We start from the raw sequence: 24,524 nt of genomic DNA, 5'->3' as shown, positions 1-24,524 counted from the left end.
TATGAACTTTTCTCAATTTTTTATTCATCGCCCCATTTTTAGTGGCGTATTATCACTACTTATATTTATTGCTGGTGCCTTGGCTGTCTGGCAACTGCCCATTACGGAATACCCAGACGTCGTGCCACCAACAGTGGTAGTAACGGCAAATTACCCTGGTGCCAACCCCAAAGTAATAGCTGAAACAGTTGCCTCACCATTAGAGCAAGAGATTAATGGCGTTGAGGATATGTTGTATTTATCCTCTCAAGCTACCTCTGACGGTCGCATGACGCTGACGGTAACATTCGCCATCGGCACCGATCCAGACCGAGCGACGACACTTGTGCAAAACCGGGTAGATCGCGCGCTACCTAGATTGCCACAAGAAGTTCAGCGCTTAGGGGTGGTAACCGAAAAGTCATCGCCAGATTTAACCATGGTTGTGCACCTGACCTCTCCCGATGACAGATACGACATGCTGTACCTGAGTAACTTTGCGCGATTGCGAGTTAAGGATGAACTGGCACGCATTGACGGCGTGGGTAGTGTACGACTTTTTGGCGCTGGTGAGTTCAGTATGCGCATCTGGTTAGACCCAGATAAAGTGGCGGCGCTAAATCTGAATCCAAGCGATATTGTGGCAGCCATCAGAGAGCAAAATCAGCAAGCTGCTGCCGGTATCTTGGGCTCTCAGCCCACGGGTGAAAATGACTTTCAATTGTTGATCAACATGAAAGGTCGCTTAGCTAACGAACAAGAGTTTGCCGAAATCATCATTAAAACTGATGCCAATGGAGCGATTTCTCGTTTGGGTGATGTGGCACGCATTGAATTAGGCGCCAACAGCTATTCATTGCGTTCACTATTGAACAATAAGCCTGCAGTAGCTCTACCGATATTTCAGGCTCCTGGCTCTAACGCTATCCAGATATCTGATGATGTCCGGGCTCGTATGGCTGAGTTAAAGCAACTATTTCCTGCAGGGGTTGATTACAGCATAGTTTATGACCCAACTGTATTTGTAAGAGGCTCCATCAAAGCCGTTGTCAACACACTATTAGAGGCAGTGTTACTCGTTGTCTTAGTGGTGGTGCTGTTTCTGCAAACCTGGCGCGCCTCCATCATTCCACTCGCCGCAGTGCCTGTTTCATTAGTGGGTACTTTTGCCATTATGCAAATGCTAGGGTTTTCCCTAAATGCCCTGTCGCTATTCGGCCTGGTATTGGCAATTGGTATTGTTGTGGACGATGCTATCGTCGTGGTGGAAAACGTTGAACGTAACATTGAAGAGGGCTTATCGCCCGTCGATGCAACGAAACAAGCCATGAAAGAAGTGACCGGACCGATTGTGGCCACAACACTGGTTTTGATGGCGGTTTTCATCCCTACAGCATTTATGTCGGGCTTAACCGGGCAGTTTTACAAGCAATTTGCCTTAACCATTTCCATTTCTACCATTATCTCAGCGATAAACTCTTTAACATTAAGCCCTGCCCTGTCGGCGTTATTACTTAAACCTCACTCCGCCCCAAAAGACTGGTTAACCCGGGTAATGGATAAAGGTCTACAGCGCTTTGTATTTGCCCCTTTTAACCGCCTTTTCAACCGTGGCTCAACAGCCTACACCAATGGCATCAGTAAACTCATCCGCATGAGTGGCATCATTGTGGTGCTTTACGTTGGCTTGTTGGGTTTGACCTGGCAACAATTTGAAAACACCCCCACAGGATATGTGCCGGGACAGGACAAGATGTACCTGGTATCTTTTGCACAATTGCCAGACGCGTCATCATTGGAGCGCACCGAGGCGGTGATCCGAGAGATGTCTGACATTGCCCTACAACACCCTGGTGTAGTATCTGCTGTTGCTTTTCCCGGTCTGAATATTAACGGTTTTACCAATAGCTCCAGTAGCGGTATTGTCTTTGTCACTTTAGACGAATTCGAAAACCGCCAGTCACCCGAGCTGTCTGCTCATGCTATCGCCGGCTCGCTAAACCAAAAGTTTGGTGCCATTCAGGAAGCCTTTATCGCGATTTTCCCACCACCACCAGTACAAGGACTGGGTACTATTGGTGGCTTTAAACTGCAAGTTGAAGATAGAGCGAACTTGGGATACGAAGAGTTGTACAAAGTGACCCAGCAGGTGATGCAAAAAGCTTGGGCAGCACCGGAACTCACAGGTGTATTCAGCAGTTATCAAGTGAATGTACCGCAACTGGATGTGGACTTAGATCGCACAAAAGCGAAAAGCCAGGGGGTTAATATCGACGAGGTATTCACCACTATGCAAGCCTACCTGGGCTCTATTTACGTCAATGATTTCAACCAGTTTGGCCGCACTTACCAGGTAAACGTGCAAGCCGATGAAAGCTTTCGTCAGGAGCCGGAGCAAATTGGTCAGATTAAAGTCAGAAATGCTTATGGTGAAATGATCCCTTTAGGTTCTTTCGTGAATGTATCACAAAGTGCCGGGCCCGACCGAGTGATGCGCTATAACGGCTTTACATCCGCAGAAATCAATGGTGCCCCAGCACCGGGTTATTCTTCGGGACAAGCACAAGCGAAAATCGAGCAAATTCTACAGGAAACATTGCCGCTGGGTATGGACTACGAATGGACGGACTTAACCTATCAGCAAATTTTGGCAGGCGATACGGCATTGTTAGTATTCCCTCTCGTAGTATTGTTGGTATTTTTAGTGTTAGCTGCCCAATATGAAAGCTTTAGTCTGCCAATGGCCATCATTTTGATTGTGCCTATGACGCTCTTGTCGGCCATGACAGGTGTCATTATTTCAGGTGGTGATAACAACATCTTTACCCAGATTGGTTTTATCGTTTTGGTGGGCCTGGCCACTAAAAACGCGATCTTGATTGTGGAGTTCGCTAAAGAGTTGGAGGACAAAGGTTTGTCCACAATGGCGGCTATAAAAGAAGCGGGTAGATTGCGCTTGCGTCCCATTCTAATGACATCCATTGCCTTTATTATGGGTGTTTTACCCATGGTGCTCTCCACCGGAGCGGGGGCAGAAATGCGTCAAGCTATGGGGGTCGCGGTATTTTCAGGCATGATAGGCGTGACGGTGTTTGGTTTAATACTCACTCCGGTGTTCTATAAACTTGTACGTCGCCCATCGCCTGAAAAAGCCAATTTAGACACTGCCCCCCAAGACCAGCTAGCAAAAGCAGCTTAACTCCTACTTTTCGGAACCCCTGTTGTCAGCAACAATCTCCTCAACGACGGCGGCAGGTGGTTCCATTCGCACTGAGCAATATACCGGCTATTTTCTCATCATTAATTATTTGGCTGCTACAATTAAAAAGATAGCGTGAATTCTTGTGAGGCATTCCCCGAGATGAGTGGAGAAACCGTTTTTTTCAAGAGCAAACTCTTTCTAGCCGTCCTGGTTTGGCTAAGCCCCTTATTATTTGTTAAACCGCTTCTGGCTGCTTCGTCCCCTCATGAACTTCGAGTATGCATGATGGATACCAATCTCTTCCCCCTATGGCGAAAGCCTGGTGACGAGCATCAACCTTTGCCGGGCATCAATGTAGAGTTAATGAATGAAGTGCTACAATCACAGGATATCTCTATAGTTTGGATACGCCAACCTTTCGCTCGTTGCCTACATTCACTGGGCTCAGGCTTAGTAGACGTTCTCAATGTTGCCAGTTACTCACCGGAGAGAGAAAAGTATGGGGCTTATCCGAAAAGAGGCGATAAAATAGACGTCTCCAGACGATTCAAATACGATGTCTATTACGCTTTCACTCACAAAAACGCATCAACAGGCTTTGACGGAAGGGCCTTCAGTCAATTAGATGGTCGTCCCGTAGTAGTGGAAATTGGAGCTTCTGTCACTTCCAAACTTTATGGAATGGGGATAAGTCTATTGGAACATCCTCATGTGGGAAACGCATTTAAAATGCTGGAAAAAGGACGTGTTTCTGCCGTTGTAACCAACCAATACAACGGGCTTAAATATATGAACAAAAATATTAAGCGATTGGAAATACCGGTTCAGGAAAAACCCTATTTTTTGGTATTTTCTCATCAATTTTATCAATTATACCCAGATACAGTTGAACATATCTGGTCAATATCGGGACAAGTACAAGGACACCAATATCAATCAATACTGCAGAAGTACGCCAGTATTCCTGACTGGCCAGAGACCCGGCAACGGCACTAAAGTGTTAACAAATTAGCGAAAAACAGCGTGCTGAACCATACTCATTGAAATTAGTTCTAATCCACTTAATTACGACTAAGAGACTACACTTTGAATTGGGTTAAAAACCTCACCGGTCTTTTCAGGATAGGTTGCTCGGAGCGTTTGAACGAGGACGCTAACCGCCGCATCTGCGTGATCAATTTGTTCACCTTGTTCGGTGTTGTTCTTACCTTGAGTTTCGCCATTAACGCATTAGATAAACACAGTCTTTGGATGGGTATGTGTATTTTGGGTGTTTGCATCTTACTTATCGCAGCCAGAGCATCCTTGATTCCAGAAAAAAGGGTCCAAAGCCAAATAATACCAGCCTGTCTGCTCATCATTTCATTAACAATATTAATGTCGATATTGATCATCACCGGTGGAATAGACAACACCGGGCCACTGTGGATATTTATATTACCGCCACTGGCACTATTCTTTGCCGGGCATCAACATGGCTTAGTATTAATGGGGCTTTTTGTAATTTTCATGTGCGTGCTGCTGTTTTTTCCCGATGAACAATTGCTAGCCACCAGCTACAGTTTTGAATATAAGCTGCGTCTGGTATTGTCATTTGTGACTACTATCTTGTTTTCAGCTGTCTATGAATACACCCGCCAACAAAACTTTAATACCATTCAGGAGCTCAATCAAAAAAACAACTATCTGGCGTTGCATGACCAACTTACGGGATTACCTAATCGGCGTTATCTACAAAATTATCTTGCTCGCGAAATCGCCAGGGCCGAACGACATCACCAATTATTAGCCATAATGCTTTGTGATATTGATAAGTTTAAGCGAGTTAACGACGAATACGGCCACGATTGTGGTGATAGAGTATTAATTGAAACGGCGCAACTCATTTTAAATGCCATCCGAAAACAGGACCTGGTAGCTCGTTGGGGAGGAGAAGAATTTTTGTTTGTTTTACCTGAAACCGGACTCGAGCAAGCTGAGATACTTGGCAACCTGATTCGAACAAAGTTGAGCCAACACAAGTTTCCAATGTTACCAACAGAGCAACAGATAACAATGAGCTTTGGAATTACAATGCTTACAAGCGAGGTGTCAATTGATGAAGCGATTTGTCAGGCTGACAAAGCTTTGTATTGTGCTAAACACCATGGCCGCAACCAGGTGGTAATTTATGACGCAACAATGGCATCGTAAATCGCAGAAAATAAAAAACCCTCCACATGGGAGGGTTGCAGGAATTATCCACAATGAGCAAATGGATAATCTACTACTCTGAATCTGTTTTGCTCTGTTTGGTCTGAGACGTCGTCTTTCTGGTAGTCGTGCGACGTGCTGCAGGCTTAGGTGCAGCAGCAGAAGACGTTGTCTTAGACGCAGCAGCGCGAGGCTTGCGTGCCGTGGTACGCTTAGCAGCCGGTTTTGGTGCAGGTGCAGCCGCTTCCTGAGTTTTAGACGCAGCCGATGTTTTGGCTTTTGTCTCTTCAGTTTTAACTGTGAGAGTGGCAACAATCTCAGTTAACGCGTCAACCTTTGCGGCCAAACGTGCAATTTTGTCCTGTTTGCTTTCTTTGTTGAGACCAAGCTTCTCGCGCAACTCAAGAATCTTTTCGTCTTGAGCAAAGCCAGATTGAAGTTTGGTTTTCAATTCACCTTCCATTGTTGCGCCTTTTGAAAGCACACCATTTACCAGTGAGTTAGTTCCTTCAAACAGTTCATCCATTTTTTTGACTGCGTATTCTTTACCAAGCAAACACGCTCCTAACCCTGCTAACCAAAACTGACGGCCAGCCTTCTCTACGTTCTTTACAGTACTCATGAAACACTCCCGTCTATTGGGTAAGCAAAACCAGAGTGATAGAGAGCCGGGCTCTCTATCACAAATTTAATTACTTAGCAGACAGCTTAGCAACAACGTCAGTCAATGCGTCGATTTTTGCAGAAAGCTCAGCAATTTTGTCTTCGTCAGACTGCTTGTCCAAACCTAACTTTTTGCGAACTTCAGCAACACGCGCTTCGATGTTTGCTTTTTCTTTGAACTTGCCTTTTGCTTCAGTTTCTAAAGCTTCACCTTTGTTTACTAACTCGTCGAATACTTTAGTTGCTTCAGTATTCATTTTTTCGAAGTTGCTTTGTACTTCGTCAAGGCTCTTACCGTAAGCACCAAGACCTGCTAACCAGATTTTACGTGCAAATTCTTCAGCGTCGTTTACTTTTGATTTAATGTTTTCAAGTTTAGTCATTTTCTGAATCCTCAGTTTGTGGTTGATTCGTTATTTGATGCTGCACAGTTTACGAACATATTTTAGAATTCGCATACTAAACCCAGATTTACCCCAACAAATTTTACAAACATTTGTTTTATAACGGTTTTACTGCAGCTCAGAATTGATATGAGAGAATTTAAAGAAGAGAATTAGAAAGTACTGCCTAAAACAAGGTGGGGTTTCAGGCAGTTTTGCAGGTTTAGTCCACCAGTCCAGCGGGTAAATCATTGCGGATTTCTGCCCATAACTTACCGCTATCGATACCGTATTGACGCACAACGGCAGGAACACCATCAAAGTTTCCGTCTTTGGCAAGATTTAAAAGCTCCTGATAATACCCCAGTGTAATCTCACGGGTCTTAAGGCGCTCAAAATAGAATCCACCGATCCTGGAATACAGATTTTTGAAGCCGTTCATCATTAAGACATAAACTTTATTATCAGATGCCAAAGCAAGATCATGAGTTAACTGATAATCAAGGTTAGCAAAAGTTCGGCCATCACCGGCTAACCACTCACTAGACTTTTCCAGCTCGGGCTCCAGCAGTTCTACTACCTTTTCATTGGCATTCTTAATGGCAGCTCTAATAAACAACATGCTCACATTGGTGCGAGCAGCTAACAGGTCATCAACGAGTTTTGGAATACCATCCTCGTTAAGCCTCGCCAATGCTTCAAGAATATTAAGACCACAAGTTTCCCAAAAATCATTAACTCGGGTGGGTTTACCATGCTGAATGGTTAGCCAACCATCCCGTGCCAATCTCTGTAAAACCTCCCGCAATGTCGTGCGGGTTACTCCAATGAGTTCAGACAATTCACGTTCAGCAGGTAAAATGGTGCCAGGGGGGAATCGACCACTCCAGATGGACTCTACAATATATTCTTCTGCGAATCCCGCTGGGCTTTGCGCTTTATAAATCATTTAGCTCGCTCACTAATTATTATTATGGCGTTACTGTCTGTTCCGGTATTTGGGCAAAACAGTCATGCTCATTTTTTACTTAAATTCACCGGAAAGCATTAATTTAACTGGTTCCTCATACAGGTTATACCAGTTCCAATGTTAAAGCTAACAATGAATGCTGAGTGAATCAATAAACAATTTGCACAAAGCGTTTTTTATTAAAGCCAGAGCAAAAGTTAATATCTCCTATAGCGGATTTTAAATGCTCACTTGTCTAACAAAATTCCAGCAAGTAACAGGCTTACAGGTTGTAGTTTGTGCAAAAAATAGCGTTTTTATGACTAAACTCAAATGTAGGGCGATTAGACCTTGCTTTTTAGCGGCTCACATTCTAAAACAGTGAACAATTTTCCGGAAACAACAAAGGAACGGTTTCAATGACCCAAAATCTATCCCGGTCTTTATACAAAAATTTCTTAGGGAATGCCCCTGGCTGGTACAAAAAGGCGATTATTGCGTTTCTGATCATCAACCCCTTTCTTTTTGCCCTAAATCCCTACATCGCGGGCTGGGCCCTGGTGATGGAGTTTATTTTTACTCTCGCCATGGCACTTAAGTGCTACCCGTTACAGCCGGGAGGCTTGTTACTTATCGAGGCACTCGCCATTGGCATGACGTCTCCTGAGATGATGCGCCACGAAATCATTGTCAATATCGAAGTGTTGCTACTTTTGGTTTTTATGGTGGCAGGCATCTATTTTATGAAGGACCTGCTACTGCATGTATTTACCAAGTTGGTTATAAAGGTTAAAAGTAAAGTTGCATTGTCCATCGCCTTTTGTGCTTCATCTGCGATACTCTCGGCGTTTCTCGATGCCTTGACTGTTGTTGCTGTCATTATTGCTGTTGCTACCGGTTTTTATTCCATTTATCACAAAGTGGCTTCCGGCAAATCTTTCCACAGCGATCACGACCATACCGATGATGATGTATTGCACCACCCCACGCGAGACGACCTTGAAAGCTTTCGCGCCTTTTTGCGTAACCTGATGATGCACGCAGCTATTGGCACCGCGCTCGGTGGAGTGATGACCATGGTGGGCGAACCACAAAACCTGATTATTGCACAACAGGCAAGCTGGGGCTTTATAGAATTTTTCATTCGCATGAGCCCGATTACCATCCCTGTATTTATCGCCGGATTAATTACAACTGCCGTGCTAGAAAAAACAAAAATGTTCAGTTATGGCGCTCAGCTTCCGGCTTCAGTAAGAGAAATCCTGGTAAACTATAGCGAACACCTGGACGAACAAAGAACTGATAAAGACAGAGCCAAACTGTTTATTCAATCTCTCATCGCAATTTGGTTGGTTATTGGCTTGGGTATGCACCTGGCTGCTGTAGGCTTAATCGGATTGTCCATCATCGTACTCGCTACCGCATTTTGCGGCGTTATTGAAGAGCATCAAATTGGCCACGCATTCGAAGAAGCGCTGCCTTTTACTGCGCTGCTTTGCGTATTCTTTGGCGTAGTTGCAGTAATCATTGATCAAAAACTCTTTATCCCGGTAATCCAATGGGTACTTACATTTGAAGGTAAAACACAATTATTGGTGTTTTACATGGCCAATGGAGTGTTATCCATGGTGAGTGACAATGTATTTGTTGGCTCCGTTTATATTACTGAAGTAGGTAATGCGTTGAAAGCTGGTGAAATCACACGTGACCAATATGACATGCTAGCGGTGGCGATTAATACTGGTACGAACCTGCCCAGCGTGGCGACACCAAATGGGCAAGCAGCCTTCCTGTTTTTGTTAACTTCAGCGCTGGCTCCGCTATTGAGATTGTCTTACGGCAAAATGGTGTACATGGCACTGCCCTACACCATCGTACTGACAATAGTGGGATTACTGGCTGTTTACTTTAATCTGTATGACATGACTGAATGGTTCTACGAAATGCATTGGATTAATCACCACAGTGGTACATTAGGAGAAGTTGGTGGACACTAGACCAACTTAAAGACACAAATTATTACGTAAAGCACCTCATTGCAGGTGCTTTTTTTATGCATACCAGTTTATAATTCGCAAAAAATAATGAGAACAGACAGTGCTGGAACTATTAAGCAAATTCCCTGATGAAAAAAGTGCTTGGGGTGCCCTTTGGTTGAGTGCCCTTGGCTTTGAGATTACGGCCTTATTCTTCCAATATAGTATGGGACTTGCCCCTTGTATCATGTGTATTTACCAGCGCACGGCTATGCTTGGGATCCTGTTTGCCGGTCTGATTCCGTTTTTCTACAACCATTTTGGCACCCGGTTGTTGGCTTTTATGTTATGGGGATTGTCATCCATATGGGGGCTTTTGATCGCAATTGAACATGTGGACATTCAAATGGACCCCAATCCGTTTTTTGCCTCTTGTGAGATAGTCCCTAATTTTCCTTCGTTTTTACCTCTACACGATTGGATACCCGCCTTTTTTGCGGCTACAGGCGACTGTGGCAATATTGACTGGCAGTTTTTGCACTTTTCAATGCCACAATGGATGATCATTCTATTTGGTATTTACAGTCTGCTTTTTGTGGCCATGCTGGTACCAAGATTGCTAGTTCAAAGACGCTTTTAGAAGCAACTACACCATAACCATTTGTTGTTGTGGTGCATGCGTGTATAGATAGCTATTTGGTAACCTTCGATTAAGCCAATAAGCTCGAGCTAGCAAAGACCTAATCCCCCAAAATTTTGCGGCGGAAGCTTATTTTTAGAAGCCTAGAATTGATGTAAAAGGCGGGCGTACCATAAACCGCCGTTAATACCCATAGGCGAAGTTGACGGGTATAACGCCCCCGCCCTTCCGGCCCAAGGGTTGTCGTCTGGACGGTTATCCAACAAGTTATTTGCACCAAGGATAAAAGACCAGTCAGGTGCAAACTGATATCCTAACTCAATATCAATAGTCACTTCTTCGCCGGCGTAAATATCAAAGCCTGAAGAGGCATCCAGGTGATCTTCATAATATCCCGAGTAATAGTTAAACCTGAGCAGAGAATCAAAGTCATCCCAGGTTTGGCTGAGTGCCAAAGAAGCCCGATGGCGAGGAATATTTTGTTCTATCATGCGGATACGCTGCGGCGTCAGATTAGATTCAGTAACTAGCTCGCCGTTAACATCTCTGCGAGTATACAGTGACACCCTTTCAACAGCGGTTTTGGTCCAGTTATAGTTAAATGAAAACTGGGTCTGCACGCCTTTAATTTGGGTCACATAATTCATCACCCAGTCAATGCCCTGAGTCTGAGTGTCGAAATCATTGGTGAAATATTTGATGGAGGCAAATCGGTCCGCATCGGAGATACCTTGTGCCACCAACTCAGTTAAATCGGCATCGGTTAAGGCAATGCCCGAAGTGGTGCTGATGCGATCCTTTAAATCAATCTGAAAATAATCAACAGTAAAATAAAACTGTTTTGCAATCTGGCCAACAATACCAAAACTAAGATTAATGGATTCTTCAGGCTCCAGGGGTGTAGCTCCCACCTGAATACTAATCGGGTGTGTGGGCGGTAAAGTGGCCTGATCTTGTAGCTGATTCTCATAAAATGCGGTGGTAACGTTTATCACATTACTTTGCCCCACAGTTGGCGCTTTGAAGCCACTGTTGATTGAACCACGTAATGCGAGATGCTTATTGGCTTGCGCTAAAAATGACACTTTCCCATCAAGCGTTGTACCAAAATCTGTGTAATCTTCGAAACGCAAAGAGCCGTTTAACAGCAAGTTTTCCGTCACCCAACTTTCCAATTCGATATAGGTAGCCCAATTACCTCTGCCCCAATCACCTGCCGATTCGGGTCGATATCCGGGAAAGCCGTTTGAGCCAATCGTTAAACCGGTGGTTTGTCTTGATTCCGCGGTAAGCGCATAAGGACCAGTAATCCAGGAAGCCGTATCTCCAGCCACTTGTTGGTAATTTTCTCTACGCCATTCAATCCCAGCGGCGAGGCTAACTTCATCGTAAAAACCAACATCAAGGGATTTCTTTAAATCAAAATTAAATCCCTTTTCAATTTGACGCGCTCCCCCTGGCCGAAATGACGTAGGGGACGCCGGTCCCAATGAAGGATTAAGCGAGTCATTCAAAAAGTAGTCAACAGAGGAATAGCCCAAGGACAAACTAGCATCATATTCCCAGCCGCCGTTAAACTCGCCGGATATACCTGCCACCACAAAGGCATCTTTTACCACACCGCCAAACTGTGGAGTGAAACCCGCGGGATAAACTTCGTTAAAAGCAAAGCAGTTGGGATCGGAAAATACCTGCTGATATTCAGGGGTCAGGTGCAACAATGTGTCATGCTGATAAGTTAATTGAGGGCAGCCAACCCCATCTTCTGGAGTCAGATCCAGTACAATCCACTGATATGCAGCAGGCATCACGAATTCATTAAAATCGTTACCGGGAATTGACATGCCGTCAAAAATGGGAATGGTGTTCACTCCTGCACGAGTTTGTGGGTTGCGATAGAAGAAACCACCTTCCACTTTCCTCTGAGCCATGTTCAAAAAACCATAGAGTTGCTGATCAGTTGTCAGCTCATAGCCCATATTTGCCATCAGCTTGGCATCATAATGAGTTTTCGGCGTGCCCCAAATTTGTGCCGGGTCTCTGACTTGTAAGCCATTATTTGCCAACAATTCAGCATCATCTCTTTGCACTGATCGACTGGTAGGCTCTTTGTGAATAGACTCTGCGCTCAAGTTAAGAAAACCGTTATCTCCTAAACTAAAGCCGCGATTGGCGAGCAGTTGCACCGCTTCCCCATCATTTTCATAGTACTGGGCTATTCGGGCTTCAAACATTCCGCCAACGTCGTCATCCTTTAAAGCAAAATTTAACACGCCCGCAATCGCATCCGAACCATACTGCGCCGAAGCCCCATCGCGCAGTACCCCAACTTGTTTGATACCGGAAATGGGAATCGCTGCAATGTCTGGTCCTTGTGCACCGTCAGACAGACCGCCACCAAGAAATGTGATCACAGCAGAGCGATGGCGGCGCTTGCCATTGATCAGCACCAATGTATGGTCAGACGCCATTCCTCGCAAGTTTGCTGGCCTGATGAGAGTTGATGCGTCGTTGATGGGTTGATCATTAACATTAAATGAAGGGATCAGCTTTGACAGCATCGATAGCATGTCAGTATTCCCCTGTCTGCGCATGTCTGCAGCGGAAATCACATCTAGCGGTACAGAAGACTCAATAGCATTGCGCGGTGTAGTGCGGGTTCCTACAATTGCGATTTTCTCAATATAAGTTTCCTGTAATTCAATCTTATAACTGGAACGCTCATCGCCTTCGATATCATATTCCGTTCTAACCGGTGTTGCAGTGGTGTATTTGGCTGCAACATGCCGAATGGGGCGAACGCTCAATTGTCCGTCATCTCCTGTAACGGGATAAAGGCCGGTTCCTTCTAACAATTTAACAATGCCTAACTCAATACTGTACTCACCCTGCAGTGCATTTGAGCTTTCCTGCTCAGCCAGGTCATAAGGAAATAGCAAAGTAATGTTTGCTTGCAAGGCGAATTCGGTAAGCGCTTTATTTGCGGGTAACGCGGGAATATCGAAGTGAATTTTTTCGGAGGCACTGGCCAGAGCGCTAAAACACATGCTCAGACAGATAAAGGACAGACACAAAAAGCCACGGAGAGCACTTGAGCACCATTCTCTAACGGACAGTGAACTCGTTCCCCCTTCCAGTTGCATTTGTGCTTTCTCGTATCCCAGCAATTCTGATAGTTTTTTTCTTTTTTTGTGGCTGGAACATTAGCAAAAAAACTTAGAAAACGCTTGCTAATTTATAATAGCAACCGCAACTTTTTACCGTGTTTCTGCAGCCTGTAAAAAGATCGCATCGCCTTGTTTTTCATATTCGATCGAAAAGTTATTTTTCAATGCATGCAATAAACCATCGGTATCGCCTACTTTAAAATAGCCAGCAACACGACGAGATTTAATACTTTCATCGCGCAATACAAATTGATTCGCTGAGTAACGGTTCATCTCTTTAATGGCATTTTCCAGCGTTTCGCCCTGGAAAACTAACATTCCCTGCTGCCATGATAAATTCCTTTGTACCTGGTCCAACGACAAACGCATCAGTGGCTGTGCAAACTGTCCGTCAAACACCGCTGTATCTCCCGAAACCATGATGGTTCCCAAAGCCGTAAAGTCGTCAGATTTAAGTTTTTGAATATTTTCAGGCATGGATTGATTTTTTTCAGATACCAGTACTTTGCCCTCAGTCACTAGTAACTCAAAACGTTTATCCTCCAGTAGCTGCACGTTAAACGCGGTACCAATTGCTGTTACCTTATTTTGGCCAGCAGAGACCACAAAAGGACGCTCAGCATCAGAGGCCACTTCAAAATGGGCTTCACCTTTTGTCACTTCTATGTGACGCAATGTGTCCGTCATCTGCACTTCAATAGCGCTATTCGTATTTAATGCCACAAACGAACCGTCGGACAATGGAATGGTTTTTTGCTCCCCCACAGATGTAACATATACCATCTTAGCCTGTAATTGCTGCTGTTGAGATACATGAGAAGGGTCTACTTGCATCCAAACTAAGAAGAGAGCACAAAGTAAAAAGAGACTCGCTGCCGTGGCAAACCAAGGCTTTTTAGCATAAGCACCATAACCATTGCCGTGACGCTCCGCTGATAATTTCTCAGCCAGTGGAAACAAACCACTTAATTCGTGCATGACACTCAAATCGTCCCAAAGCGATGCCATCTCAAACAATGCAGTTTGATATTGTGCACTCTGCGCTGCCCATTGAGTCAATTTAATCCGTTCTTGCTCACTCAAGCCTCTGTCAATACGGCTTATCCATTCACAAGCTTGTTCCTGAATCTTGTCTTTGGAAACAAGTGGGGTCACATTATTCATAACTTATTTACCACGCCCAAAAAATGCAGACAGTGACGTTTTGGAGTCAGTCACTCGACGCTTACCAGACTTTGTTTGTTGCCCACCATCTTGGGCGGTTTGATGGTTAGCTAAATACCTGGCGCAGAGATGTAACCCTTTGGCCACGTGTTTCTCAACCGTGCTTTCGCTTATCTGTAAATGTTCAGCGATTTCCCGCTGACTTAATTCATAGACTTTCTTTAATAAAAAAACCCGTTTCACTTCCGGTGATAAGTGATCAGTTGCCCGACAAAAATGCAAAAAACGCTCTTTGCTTTCCACTTGCTTTTCCAGCTGTGTTCCTGCAAATATGCCATCTTGCTCGTCGAGTTCTTCCATTGAAAGATTGTATTTTTCAGCAGCTTTTGACACATGATTCAATGCAAGGTTCCTTGCGGTTTTTAACATGTAGGTTTTTTCAAACTGAATTTCTTGTTTTAGTTCGGCTTCGTAACTCTTTAACCAGGTTTCCTGGACGATATCATCCACTTCCTCTGAGCTGACAATACCACTCACCGCACGCCGCAACTGCGAGCGATATTTTAAGTATACCTGGGTAATGTTTGACGTTTTTGCCATTGCTCTTCTTTTCACGTACCACTTATTGCGATAACGAGGGCTGCTTTGCATTTTCTCGGTATGGCAATAAGAAGTGACTACTTGGGTAAAATGGGGGCATAAGCCCCCATTTACATCAGTGTCAGGGAAAACACTTTTTTAGAAATTATACATGGCTCTTACATAGTAGAAACCACCGTTGATACCAATAGGTGAAGTTACAGGGTATTGTGCACCTGCTACTTCAGTATCCCATTGAGTATTCTCATCAGGGTACTCATCAAATGCATTCTTCGCGCCTAATACAAAGCTTAAAGAATCGTTCACTGTGTAACCCAATTCCAAATCAACTGTGATTTCTGAACCTAAATAAATGTCCAGGTCACCGCCTGAGTCCAGGTGATCCTCATAGATACTGCCGAAGTAGTTCATACGAGCCATTACACGCCAATCACCATTTGTGTGGTTAGCGGTCAGGCTGTAACGAGTACCAGGCAAGTTGTCTTCGATCATCTCGATACGCGCGGCATTAATGTTCACACGTTCATCAGCAGCGATGTTGTCAATCTGATCCGGGCTGATTTCTCTTACCGCACCAGTATTTACATTCGTCGCTTTAACTGAGTCAACTTCCGTTTCCGTCCAGTTGTAAGCCAATGAGAACACCGTATCGCCACCCAGCATTTCCATGGTGTAGTTAGCGACAAGGTCAACACCTTGTGTCGTAGTGGTAAAGTCATTGGTGAAGAACTTAACTGAGCTGAAGCTGCTGGCATCAGTCACGCCGTTAGCTACAAGTGCTGCGATATCGGCATCGGATAACGCCAACGCAGACGTTGTGGTTAAACGGTCTTCCAGCTCAATGTTGTAATAATCCATAGTAATAAACAGACCATTATCCAACTGTCCTACTAAACCAAAGCTAAAGCTGGTGCTTTCTTCTGGCGTTAGAGGTGTGGCGCCTTTTTGCTGCGCAATTGGATCAGTTGGCGGTAATGTCGCCTGATCTTGCAAGCCACCTGGTGCAAATGCTGTGGTTACGTTACGTACATTACTTTGGCCAATGGTAGGTGCTTTAAAGCCTGTGGCAACTGCACCACGCAATGCCCAATCTTCAGTCATCTGCCAGCGCGCTGACAATTTACCTTTAGTGGTGTTACCAAAATCAGAGAAGTCTTCAAAACGGATGGCCGCGCCAACCATGAAATCTTCGGTCAGATAGGTTTCTGAATCCAGGTATAAAGCCACGCTGTTACGGCTTTCTTTACCCTGGAATTTTGCGTTTAAGCCAGGGAAACCATTTGAGCCGATACCGAAACCTTGTGCCGCATAAGGCCCAACTTCATAAGACTTAGCATCACCTGCGATGGATTCATAAGACTCATTGCGGTATTCAATACCACCCGCTAAGAACAGAGGCTCTTCTAATCCAACGTCGAAAGACTTGTTCAAATCGATGTTAAAGCTTTGCTCTGACTGGATGTAACGACCTGGTTTAAAGGACGTCGGGGTATCTGGGCCCAATGAAGGGTTAATCGTGTTGCGGATGGCGAAGTCCACTTCGTTCATACCAACATAGGCGCTGATATCGTAGTTAATTTCATCACCGAACTCGCCTTTTGTGCCCACGACAATTGAAGCGTCTTGAATTTTACCACCGAAGCGCGGGGTAAAACCGCCTGGGAACAATTCGTTAAAAGCAAAACAATCAGGGTTGTTAGCCACTTCAGATTGATAACGTGGGTTATCAAGCACGTTTGCACCAACGATGATATCTGTCGGACAGTTACCAGACATGTCACCAGTAACATCTGCGACTAACAGAAGCTGATTACCATCGGCATCGGTACCGCCGTCATAAACACCACCACGAGTGTGTGGATTACGGAAGTAGAAACCACCGTCTACTTCACGCTCGGCGTAGTTACCGAAGAAATAAGCGGAGTCAGTATTGTTTAGCTCAAGGCCACCATTGAATACAAACTTGATGTCGCCACTAACTTCCGGGTTACCCCAAATTTGCGCTGGATTAGCAACATTAGTATTACCACCGGCAATGAGTGCTGCCGCATCATCACGCTGGACACTACGAGAGGTATCATCAGATTCGCGATATTCGTAACTCAGGTTTAAGAAACCATCACTGGTGAACGGCAAACCGACGTTACCAGAAATCATCATCATGTCACCATCACCCTCATAATAGGAGCCATAGCGCGCTTCCATACTTCCGCCTTCAGAGTCGTCTTTTAAGGCAAAGTTGATAACCCCGGCAATCGCATCCGAACCGTACTGTGCAGCCGCACCGTCACGTAGAACTTCAACTTGCTTTAATGCAATTGAAGGAATTACTGAGATATCCGGGCCTTGAGCACCATCTGATAAACCGCCGCCCAGGAAAGTGATTACAGAAGAGCGGTGACGACGCTTACCATTCATCAGTACTAATGTATGGTCCGAAGCCATACCACGTAAGTTCGCAGGACGCACCAAAGTAGACGCATCGTTGATTGGCTGCTCGTTTACGTTAAAAGAAGGCACTGCCGCTTGCATCATGGATACCATATCGGTAGAGCCCTGATTGCGGAATTCTTCTTCAGAAATAATGTCTACTGGTACCGCTGACTCGCCCACTGAACGTGGTGCTGAACGCGTACCTACAACGGCGATTTTTTCTACGTTATCTGCGTTTTCGCTTGCTTCTTGTGCCATTACTGCTGGCACTGCAGTGATTGACGCTGCCAATGAAGACATTGTCACAAAACGAATGCATTTGCTTAGTTTTGATAGTTGACTGTTCATAGCTGTGTTCCAAATTTTCTAAGTGTTTATGCACCTTGTGAAGGCACATGTGTGTTTTTGATTTGCACGATTTTATTTTCCTGCCACCGGGAAAAACACCAAGTAGCAGACTAGTTATAGCCACATAAACCCGCTAAAACAAACACTTTTTAGTAAAAACAAAAATATATTTTTTTTGATGGAGGATCTGTAATTTTGATTTGTCTAGACACTATGGAACACACTAAAAACAACCTTAAAACACGCTTGTTATGGGGGTTATGGATGACCCCACTCTTCCTTTAGGAGTGACCTTGCATTTTATTAAAATGCAACGAAGAACCCTCAAACGCAATCTTTGGTAACATTTTTCAGGTATTTAGATTAGAACTGCTGTCAATCGACATTCATGTTGATTTCGCACCTGGTAACATCGCTTATTATGTAGGGAACAGTTTTATTAATGGCAATTGGCATTGTCACTAATCAATGTCATTTAGTGGCCAGGTAACGATGTAATCTTCGTATTTTTCAGGGTCTACCTGATGCTCAAACACCGTTTTCCCTCGCACCGACATTTCGGCTCTGTGCATCGCCGTTTTTTTATTGCGATTTAACAGAGGATGCCAGGAAGGTAAGCCTTTGCCCTCCTCCAAACGACGGTAACTGCAACTAGGCGGCATATAAAAAATATCTTTTAAATTTTCTTTGGTGAGCTGCACACAATCGGGAACCAGAACGGTGCGTTGCTCATATTGAGTGCAGGAGCAGGTTTTAGTATTGAGGTAATCACAAACCACGTTGGTAAATTCAACGGTTTCGTGTTCTGCGATAACATCTGTGGTTTCAGGCACGTCAGCGTTTTCATCATCGATAAACTTGTGCAAGCAGCATTTGCCACAACCATCACAAATGGCCTCCCATTCCTGCTGGGACATCTCTGCCAGTGATTTTTCTTCCCAAAAAGCGCTCATTTAGCGACTCTCTTCCTGCTGCACCTGCGCCGTACAAAATAATGTGTCGTTTAACGATGCTTTGAGCTTGTCGCCGTGATTTAACGGACCGACACCTTTAGGGGTTCCCGTTAAAACAACATCTCCGGGGCAAAGACTAAAAACATTTGAAACATGAGCGATTAAGGCTGGCCATGACCAAATCATTTGTGTCGAACACCCTTGCTGACGTAATTCATCATTGACCCAAAAAGTAAAGTTCAGTTCTCGCTGTAAATCCAATTGCCCCGCAGGAATAAAAGCACTTACAGGACAGCTACCATCAAACGCTTTGGCCCGCTCCCAAGGTAGTCCTTTAGCTCGCAATTCTGACTGTTTATCCCGAAGCGTTAGATCAAGTGCCAGCCCAACTCCCGCGATAGCCGCATGAGCTTGTTCTGCGCTGGCGCGAGTGAGTGGCTGAGCAATTAAAAAGGCCAACTCTATCTCGTTATGGCACAATGCGTTCGGTGGAATAAATAGCGTATCACTAAAGGACACAAGGGCATTACTGCCTTTCATAAACAATAAAGGTTCATCAGGTGTTTCGTTATTCAGCTCTGCAATATGTTCAGCGTAGTTTCGCCCCACACAAACAATTTTCCCCGCTGGTAGTTCAGCATAACCACCCTGTTCAAATAAATGACGATACATAGTTTAGCGCCCCAATTTTATGCGATCTGATAAGTGCCCCACGGAAGCACCAAAATAGGTGGAGCGGTTCCATCCCATCAAAGTGTGAAAATTATCGTATACAAGGTATATCCGCCCTTTTTCATCGTCGGGCATGATTAAAGAAGCCTGAAGTTCACGCTCTGGCAGATCCCGCCCGTCCATTCGTCTTACCCCAAGGCTTTGCCAGTCAGCAAGTGACTTCATTTTATCTCTGGCCAGTCCAGTCAGCTTGTAATCAAAGTTTTCGGGTAATTTTACCTGTCGGCCCCAGGTGGCAGAATCATCCCAGCCTTCCGTTGCAAGAAAGTTGGCAATAGAAGCAAAAACATCCTCGTGATTTGTCCAGATGTCTTTTTTACCGTCACCATCAAAATCCTGTGCGTAATTCAGAAAAGATGTCGGCATAAATTGGCTTTGTCCCATCGCCCCAGCCCATGAGCCTTTAAAATCAGCCTTAGTGATATGCCCTTCATTTAAAATAGTCAGTGCCGCATAAAGCTGCTTTCTAAATAGCGCTTCCCGGCGACCTTCATAGGCCAGTGTAGCCAGCGCCGAAAGCACTGGGTAGCCACCTGTCAACTTACCAAAGTTACTCTCTACGCCCCACAGAGCGACGATAAACCGAGGTTGCACTCCGTACTTTTGAGCAACTTTGTTTAACACTTCAGCGTGTTCATTGTAGAGCGCTATCGCGCGCTTCACCTTCCAGTCGGGTAAGCGTTTGGGGAGATAGGTGTCCAGAGTTTGCTTAAATTCAGGTTGGTTTTTATCGGACGTCACCGCTCTTTGATAAAACTTGATGTCTTTAAAGGCCGAATCTAAAAAGCTTCGATTAAACCCGCGCTCAGACGCTTCGGTTTTAAAATCAGCGATATATTGCTCAAAAGACGGCTTGTCCTGCGCCTGACTAAAAAACGACAGGAATAACAAAGCAGTTAGAATTCTCCTACAATTGGCCTTACGCATCACCAACTCCTTTTTGTATGGCGCGATGCTGTTCCAGCAAACTCTCTGTTTTGGGCGGTAACTGCAAATAAAAGCCTTGTTCTGTCAAAGCGTTTTTAACTTTCTCATTGCCTATTCTGACCAGTTGCTTTTCGCCCGCAAGATTAAACAGCATGACAAATTGCGGCTTACCAAACGTGGTTAATAATGGCTCTGGCACCCGACTAAAATCATCGCGTTTTTCCACATACAGGTATGTTTCGGCTTTTTTACTACTTTTATATATTGCACAAAGCATCGTTTAAACAACTCACTATATTTCCGACGGTTCTTAGAAATTATTGATATTCACTCAGTACGTCAGCCAGCAGCTCGTAACGCCAGCCACAGCACAGGTCGGGTTTAGTACCCTGCAGTTTACATTCTTCGGTATCGAACCATAAATACTTCAGAAACTGATTAATTTGTTTTTTAGAAGCCAATACTTCCGGGGGAATGTTCAACTCTTCAGCAATGGCAAGGCATTCGTTGCGAATACTCTGACTGATTTTTTTGTATGCTTTGATATCCACTAAGCGTCGCACTTTAGGTGGCAATCCGTCCTCGTCTCGCTGGCTAGATTGCAAAATAATCGCAATGATTTGCTCACCATAAATACGCAATTCTTTGCCCGACAGCACATTCAAGGCCGCCAACTTACTTAGAGATTTGGGCACTCGTTTGGCGATTTCCAGCATCGCGGTTTCTTTGATCACAAAATTTGCGGCCAGGTCCTGTTCTACCGCGGTTTGGTAGCGCCATGCAGCCAGATCTTGTAACACTGCTAAACAGCGGGGTTGTAGTTGCCAGTTATTCTTAACCAGCAAATAGCGGTGCTGTGGTTGCAGACTAGCCCGCTTTTTATTAGCCAAAGATTCCATCTCCTGGAGCACCCATTCAAAGCGCTTAATGGCCACTATCTTTTCTTTTAATATTGGGTAAACCTGATGTAAATATAAAACATCATAGGCGGCATACTGCAATTGCGTAGCACTCAAAGGACGGCGTAACCAGTCGGTACGAGACTCTCCTTTGTCCACCTCAACGCCTAACAAATCTTGTATCAACTTGGCGTACCCCAAGGTATTACCGAGTCCTACCAGACAAGCCGCGAACTGAGTGTCGAAGATTGGAGCTGGATAAACCCCTAATAATCGGTAAAACACCTCAAAATCTTCCGAAGGGGAATGCAAAACCTTGACAACATCCGGATCAATTAGAATTTCAACTAAGGGGGACCAGTCGGTAACCGTTAACGGATCCACCAAAACAATTTGCTTACCGTTATTTATCTGAATTAAACCACACTGGGGATACCAGGTTTTTGTGCGCACAAACTCGGTGTCGAGGGAGATGAACTCTACACCCTTGGATTGCTGACAATAGCTTGCCAGGCTTCCGTTTTCATTTATTATTTGGAATTCCATACACTTCTGATTTTGAAGAAAAAAAAACCGGCTGGCGCCGGTTTTTGTCTAATCTCGTAACTGCCTGCGCAGTATCTTACCAACATTTGATTTAGGAAGCTCGTCTCTGAACTCAACTATTTTCGGAACCTTGTACCCCGTCAGATGAGATTTACAATGAGCAATCACCTCTTTGTCAGTCAGACTATCATCTTTTTTAACGATAAAGAGTTTTACGATTTCACCCGAAACTTCATGCGGTATACCAATAGCAGCCGCTTCCAGCACACCAGGATGCATTACAGCGACATCTTCTACCTCATTAGGGAACACGTTAAATCCAGATACCAGGATCATGTCTTTTTTGCGGTCAACGATGTAAAAATAACCATCTTCATCACACTTGGCGATATCACCAGTGGCTAACCAACCATCTTTAATGATTTCATCTGTAGCTTCAGGGCGATTCAGATAGCCTTTCATCACTTGTGGCCCACGCACGTACATCTCACCGGATTCGCCCATGGGCACTTCATTGCCATCGTCATCAAGTAATCTAATATCTGTAGAGGGAACAGGCATCCCAATAGAGCCTTTATAGCGCTCTAACTGTGGTGGATTGACTGTTACCACCGGGCTACATTCAGTCAGGCCATAGCCTTCCAACAGGGCTGTACCCGTCACTTCGTGCCAACGTTCTGCTACGGCGCGTTGTACCGCCATGCCACCGCCCAAGCCAAACTTGAAGCGCGAAAAATCCAGTTCGCTAAATCCTGGAGTATTTAAAAGGCCGTTAAACAAGGTATTAACACCGGTAATAATAGAGAAATTGTATTTACCCAACTCCTCAATAAATCCAGGCATATCCCTCGGGTTAGTGATTAGCAAGTTCGGACAACCAAACTTCATGAAAGTCAGACAGTTACCTTGTAGTGCAAAAATGTGATAAAGCGGTAATGCTGTCACGACTATCTCTTCTCCCGGTGTGATGACGGGCTCAAGAATTCCTGACACCTGCTCCAGGTTTGCTACCATGTTGCGGTGAGTCAACATACCGCCTTTAGAGACACCAGTGGTACCGCCGGTATATTGCAAAAAGGCAATATCATCGTTAGTTATTTCTGGTTTAGTAAAGGTCAGATTCTTACCTCGACTCAGCACATCAGGAAATGGCACCGCACCAGGTAAATTAAATTCAGGGATCACTTTTTTAACGTACTTCAGTACCGCATTGACAATCCAGCGCTTTGGAATTGGGAACATATCACCAATTTTTGTCAGCATAGTCAGCTTTACAGGTGTTTTATCAATAATAGCTGAAAGTGTATTGGCGAAGTTCTCTACGATAACAATAGCTTTGGCACCGGAGTCATTGAGTTGATGCTCCAATTCGCGCTCAGTGTACATAGGGTTGACATTTACCACCGACATACCCGCTCTCAATATGCCAAAAATTGCAATGGGATATTGAATGAGATTTGGCATCATTACCGCAACGGCGTCACCCTTCTTGAGTCCCTGCCCTTGCAGATAAGCAGCAAAGTGTTTCGAATATTCATCTAACTCACCAAATGTGATGCTGTGTCCCATATTGATATAGGCAGTTTTGTCAGCGTACTTTGCTATTGATTGTTCATAAATATCTACGAGTGAGGTGTATTTATCCGGGTCAACTTCCGGCTGTACAGTAGAGTGGTAATTCTTCAACCAAATCTTTTCCACTTTGATGGCTCCTGAGCGTGCTTGGGTCTGAGTAATATTTAATTGTTATACGTCTGAGGTGAAAAAAGAGACTGACGTCAGTCGTCCGACCAGAGACTTTTGTTAATACTAGCCAAACCTTTAGCAAAGTTAAACTTTTAATCACATCTCGTTAACAATAGCCTGGCGTTAAGCATACTTCCCGAAAAATTTAGAAATTTTTTCAGCCACTTGGCGAGGATTATCCATGTGCAAATGATGTCCCCCCTCACACGTCACCACCTCCAGCTGGTCTACTAGTGACTGACGACGCTGCAAGTTTACTTTTAGCTTTTCAAACCCCTCACTGCCTAAGATAGTGAGCCACGGGCATTGCACACCTGCTATAAAGGCATTTGCCTGAGATTCAGTTAACCGAAGAGAGGAAATGGTTCTGAGTCTTGCATCGGTGCGCCATTTAAGCCCCTTATCGCTTTGCTCAATATTGCGTTCCATAAGCAGCTGAGCTGATTCTCGTTTCATTTTACCCGCCATCAGGCGCGCAGTAACCGCGGTTTCCACAGAGCCGGGATGACGAGGTGTTTTCTGCTGGCTGGCAATACGACTTTCAATGGATTCTCGTAACTGCTGTGGGCTGGTTTCTGGCTCCAATGTCAAGGGCCCGAAGGACTCAATTACCGCAAGAGTTTGTACCTTTTCAGGAAAGCAACTGGCATAAACGGAAGAAACAATGCCCCCCATGGAATGGCTGATAAAGGAAACCTTGTTTAATTCCATGAGTTCTATCACCTGATGCAAATCCTGAACATTGTCCATCAGGTGATAATGGGCACCTTGCGCTCTGTGGTCAGTTTTACCATGCCCGGCAAGATCCAGCGCGATAATATGAAGATCAGGCAAACATTCGGCAAGCGGTATAAAGCTGGCGGCATTATCTAGCCAGCCATGCAAAGCCAGTACAGGCGGAAGTTCAGGATCACCAAAAGAAAGCCCACGAAACGTGATGTGGGGCAATGCGAATTCAATTTCTGTCATAAAAAACCAAAAAACGGCAATAAGTTGCCGTTTTTTTAACATCCTTTACATCACA

The 24,524-nt window shown here is 44.7% G+C and carries 19 protein-coding genes; 5 read left to right on the top strand and 14 right to left on the bottom strand.

What is annotated here, in order from left to right:
* Position 1 precedes the first annotated feature (1 nt).
* The 3 genes from ACXAGP_RS06895 to ACXAGP_RS06885 all read left to right on the top strand — a co-directional run bounded on the left by ACXAGP_RS06895 (position 2) and on the right by ACXAGP_RS06885 (position 5,374).
* Entirely contained in the window at positions 2–3,178 is a 3,177-nt protein-coding gene (locus ACXAGP_RS06895) for an efflux RND transporter permease subunit (RefSeq protein WP_475260398.1), read from the top strand.
* A gap of 285 nt (positions 3,179–3,463) precedes the next feature.
* Positions 3,464–4,177 (top strand): substrate-binding periplasmic protein, encoded by a 714-nt coding sequence (locus ACXAGP_RS06890; protein ID WP_475260397.1) that lies wholly within the window; start codon positions 3,464–3,466, stop codon positions 4,175–4,177.
* A 90-nt stretch (positions 4,178–4,267) separates the two neighbouring features.
* Positions 4,268–5,374, top strand: a complete 1,107-nt coding sequence (locus ACXAGP_RS06885) for a GGDEF domain-containing protein (RefSeq protein ID WP_475260395.1) — start codon at positions 4,268–4,270, stop codon at positions 5,372–5,374.
* 73 nt (positions 5,375–5,447) lie between these two features.
* Here ACXAGP_RS06885 and ACXAGP_RS06880 read toward each other — a convergent pair whose 3' ends face one another.
* From ACXAGP_RS06880 to fadR, 3 genes are all read right to left on the bottom strand, one after another.
* A complete protein-coding gene (locus tag ACXAGP_RS06880; RefSeq protein WP_475260394.1) occupies positions 5,448–5,996 on the bottom strand; it encodes a hypothetical protein in 549 nt (182 codons plus the stop codon).
* Between the two features lie 70 nt (positions 5,997–6,066).
* Positions 6,067–6,420, bottom strand: a complete 354-nt coding sequence (locus ACXAGP_RS06875; protein WP_475260393.1) for a phasin-related domain-containing protein — start codon at positions 6,418–6,420, stop codon at positions 6,067–6,069.
* A 223-nt stretch (positions 6,421–6,643) separates the two neighbouring features.
* Positions 6,644–7,369, bottom strand: coding sequence for a fatty acid metabolism transcriptional regulator FadR (fadR, locus tag ACXAGP_RS06870; protein WP_475260391.1), 726 nt, complete (start codon positions 7,367–7,369; stop codon positions 6,644–6,646).
* 419 nt (positions 7,370–7,788) lie between these two features.
* On the opposite strand from fadR, the gene nhaB reads away from it, so the two are divergent.
* Both nhaB and dsbB read left to right on the top strand, forming a co-directional pair.
* A complete protein-coding gene (gene nhaB / locus ACXAGP_RS06865; RefSeq protein ID WP_475260390.1) occupies positions 7,789–9,366 on the top strand; it encodes a sodium/proton antiporter NhaB in 1,578 nt (525 codons plus the stop codon).
* A 103-nt stretch (positions 9,367–9,469) separates the two neighbouring features.
* On the top strand, positions 9,470–9,985 hold the full coding sequence (dsbB, locus tag ACXAGP_RS06860; RefSeq protein WP_475260946.1) for a disulfide bond formation protein DsbB: 516 nt from the start codon (positions 9,470–9,472) through the stop codon (positions 9,983–9,985).
* A 143-nt stretch (positions 9,986–10,128) separates the two neighbouring features.
* Here the strand turns inward: dsbB and ACXAGP_RS06855 are convergent, their stop codons facing one another.
* From ACXAGP_RS06855 to ACXAGP_RS06805, 11 genes are all read right to left on the bottom strand, one after another.
* Positions 10,129–13,032: a TonB-dependent receptor domain-containing protein gene (locus tag ACXAGP_RS06855; RefSeq protein ID WP_475260389.1), complete on the bottom strand. Its 2,904-nt coding sequence runs from the start codon at positions 13,030–13,032 to the stop codon at positions 10,129–10,131.
* A gap of 210 nt (positions 13,033–13,242) precedes the next feature.
* Positions 13,243–14,316: a FecR family protein gene (locus tag ACXAGP_RS06850; protein WP_475260388.1), complete on the bottom strand. Its 1,074-nt coding sequence runs from the start codon at positions 14,314–14,316 to the stop codon at positions 13,243–13,245.
* A gap of 3 nt (positions 14,317–14,319) precedes the next feature.
* Complete coding sequence (locus ACXAGP_RS06845; RefSeq protein ID WP_475260386.1) at positions 14,320–14,916, bottom strand: RNA polymerase sigma factor; 597 nt, start codon at positions 14,914–14,916, stop codon at positions 14,320–14,322.
* 138 nt (positions 14,917–15,054) lie between these two features.
* A complete protein-coding gene (locus ACXAGP_RS06840; protein ID WP_475260385.1) occupies positions 15,055–17,697 on the bottom strand; it encodes a TonB-dependent receptor plug domain-containing protein in 2,643 nt (880 codons plus the stop codon).
* A 461-nt stretch (positions 17,698–18,158) separates the two neighbouring features.
* Positions 18,159–18,650: a YcgN family cysteine cluster protein gene (locus ACXAGP_RS06835; protein ID WP_475260384.1), complete on the bottom strand. Its 492-nt coding sequence runs from the start codon at positions 18,648–18,650 to the stop codon at positions 18,159–18,161.
* Positions 18,651–19,322, bottom strand: coding sequence for a fumarylacetoacetate hydrolase family protein (locus tag ACXAGP_RS06830; protein ID WP_475260382.1), 672 nt, complete (start codon positions 19,320–19,322; stop codon positions 18,651–18,653).
* Between the two features lie 3 nt (positions 19,323–19,325).
* Positions 19,326–20,309: a lytic murein transglycosylase gene (locus ACXAGP_RS06825; protein WP_475260381.1), complete on the bottom strand. Its 984-nt coding sequence runs from the start codon at positions 20,307–20,309 to the stop codon at positions 19,326–19,328.
* On the bottom strand, positions 20,302–20,586 hold the full coding sequence (locus tag ACXAGP_RS06820) for a YcgL domain-containing protein (RefSeq protein ID WP_475260379.1): 285 nt from the start codon (positions 20,584–20,586) through the stop codon (positions 20,302–20,304). The genes ACXAGP_RS06825 and ACXAGP_RS06820 overlap by 8 nt, the downstream gene beginning before the upstream one ends.
* 40 nt (positions 20,587–20,626) lie before the next feature.
* Entirely contained in the window at positions 20,627–21,754 is a 1,128-nt protein-coding gene (gene rnd, locus ACXAGP_RS06815) for a ribonuclease D (protein WP_475260378.1), read from the bottom strand.
* Positions 21,755–21,802: 48 nt separating this feature from the next.
* Positions 21,803–23,455, bottom strand: coding sequence for a long-chain-fatty-acid--CoA ligase FadD (fadD, locus tag ACXAGP_RS06810; protein ID WP_475260377.1), 1,653 nt, complete (start codon positions 23,453–23,455; stop codon positions 21,803–21,805).
* A gap of 168 nt (positions 23,456–23,623) precedes the next feature.
* The gene (locus ACXAGP_RS06805; RefSeq protein WP_475260376.1) at positions 23,624–24,469 is read right to left on the bottom strand and encodes an alpha/beta fold hydrolase; all 846 of its coding nucleotides are present in this window, start codon (positions 24,467–24,469) and stop codon (positions 23,624–23,626) included.
* Positions 24,470–24,524: the final 55 nt, after the last annotated feature.

The organism is Planctobacterium sp. AWM4_229, assembly GCF_056160305.1.
This window is presented reverse-complemented; position numbering and strand designations above follow the sequence as displayed.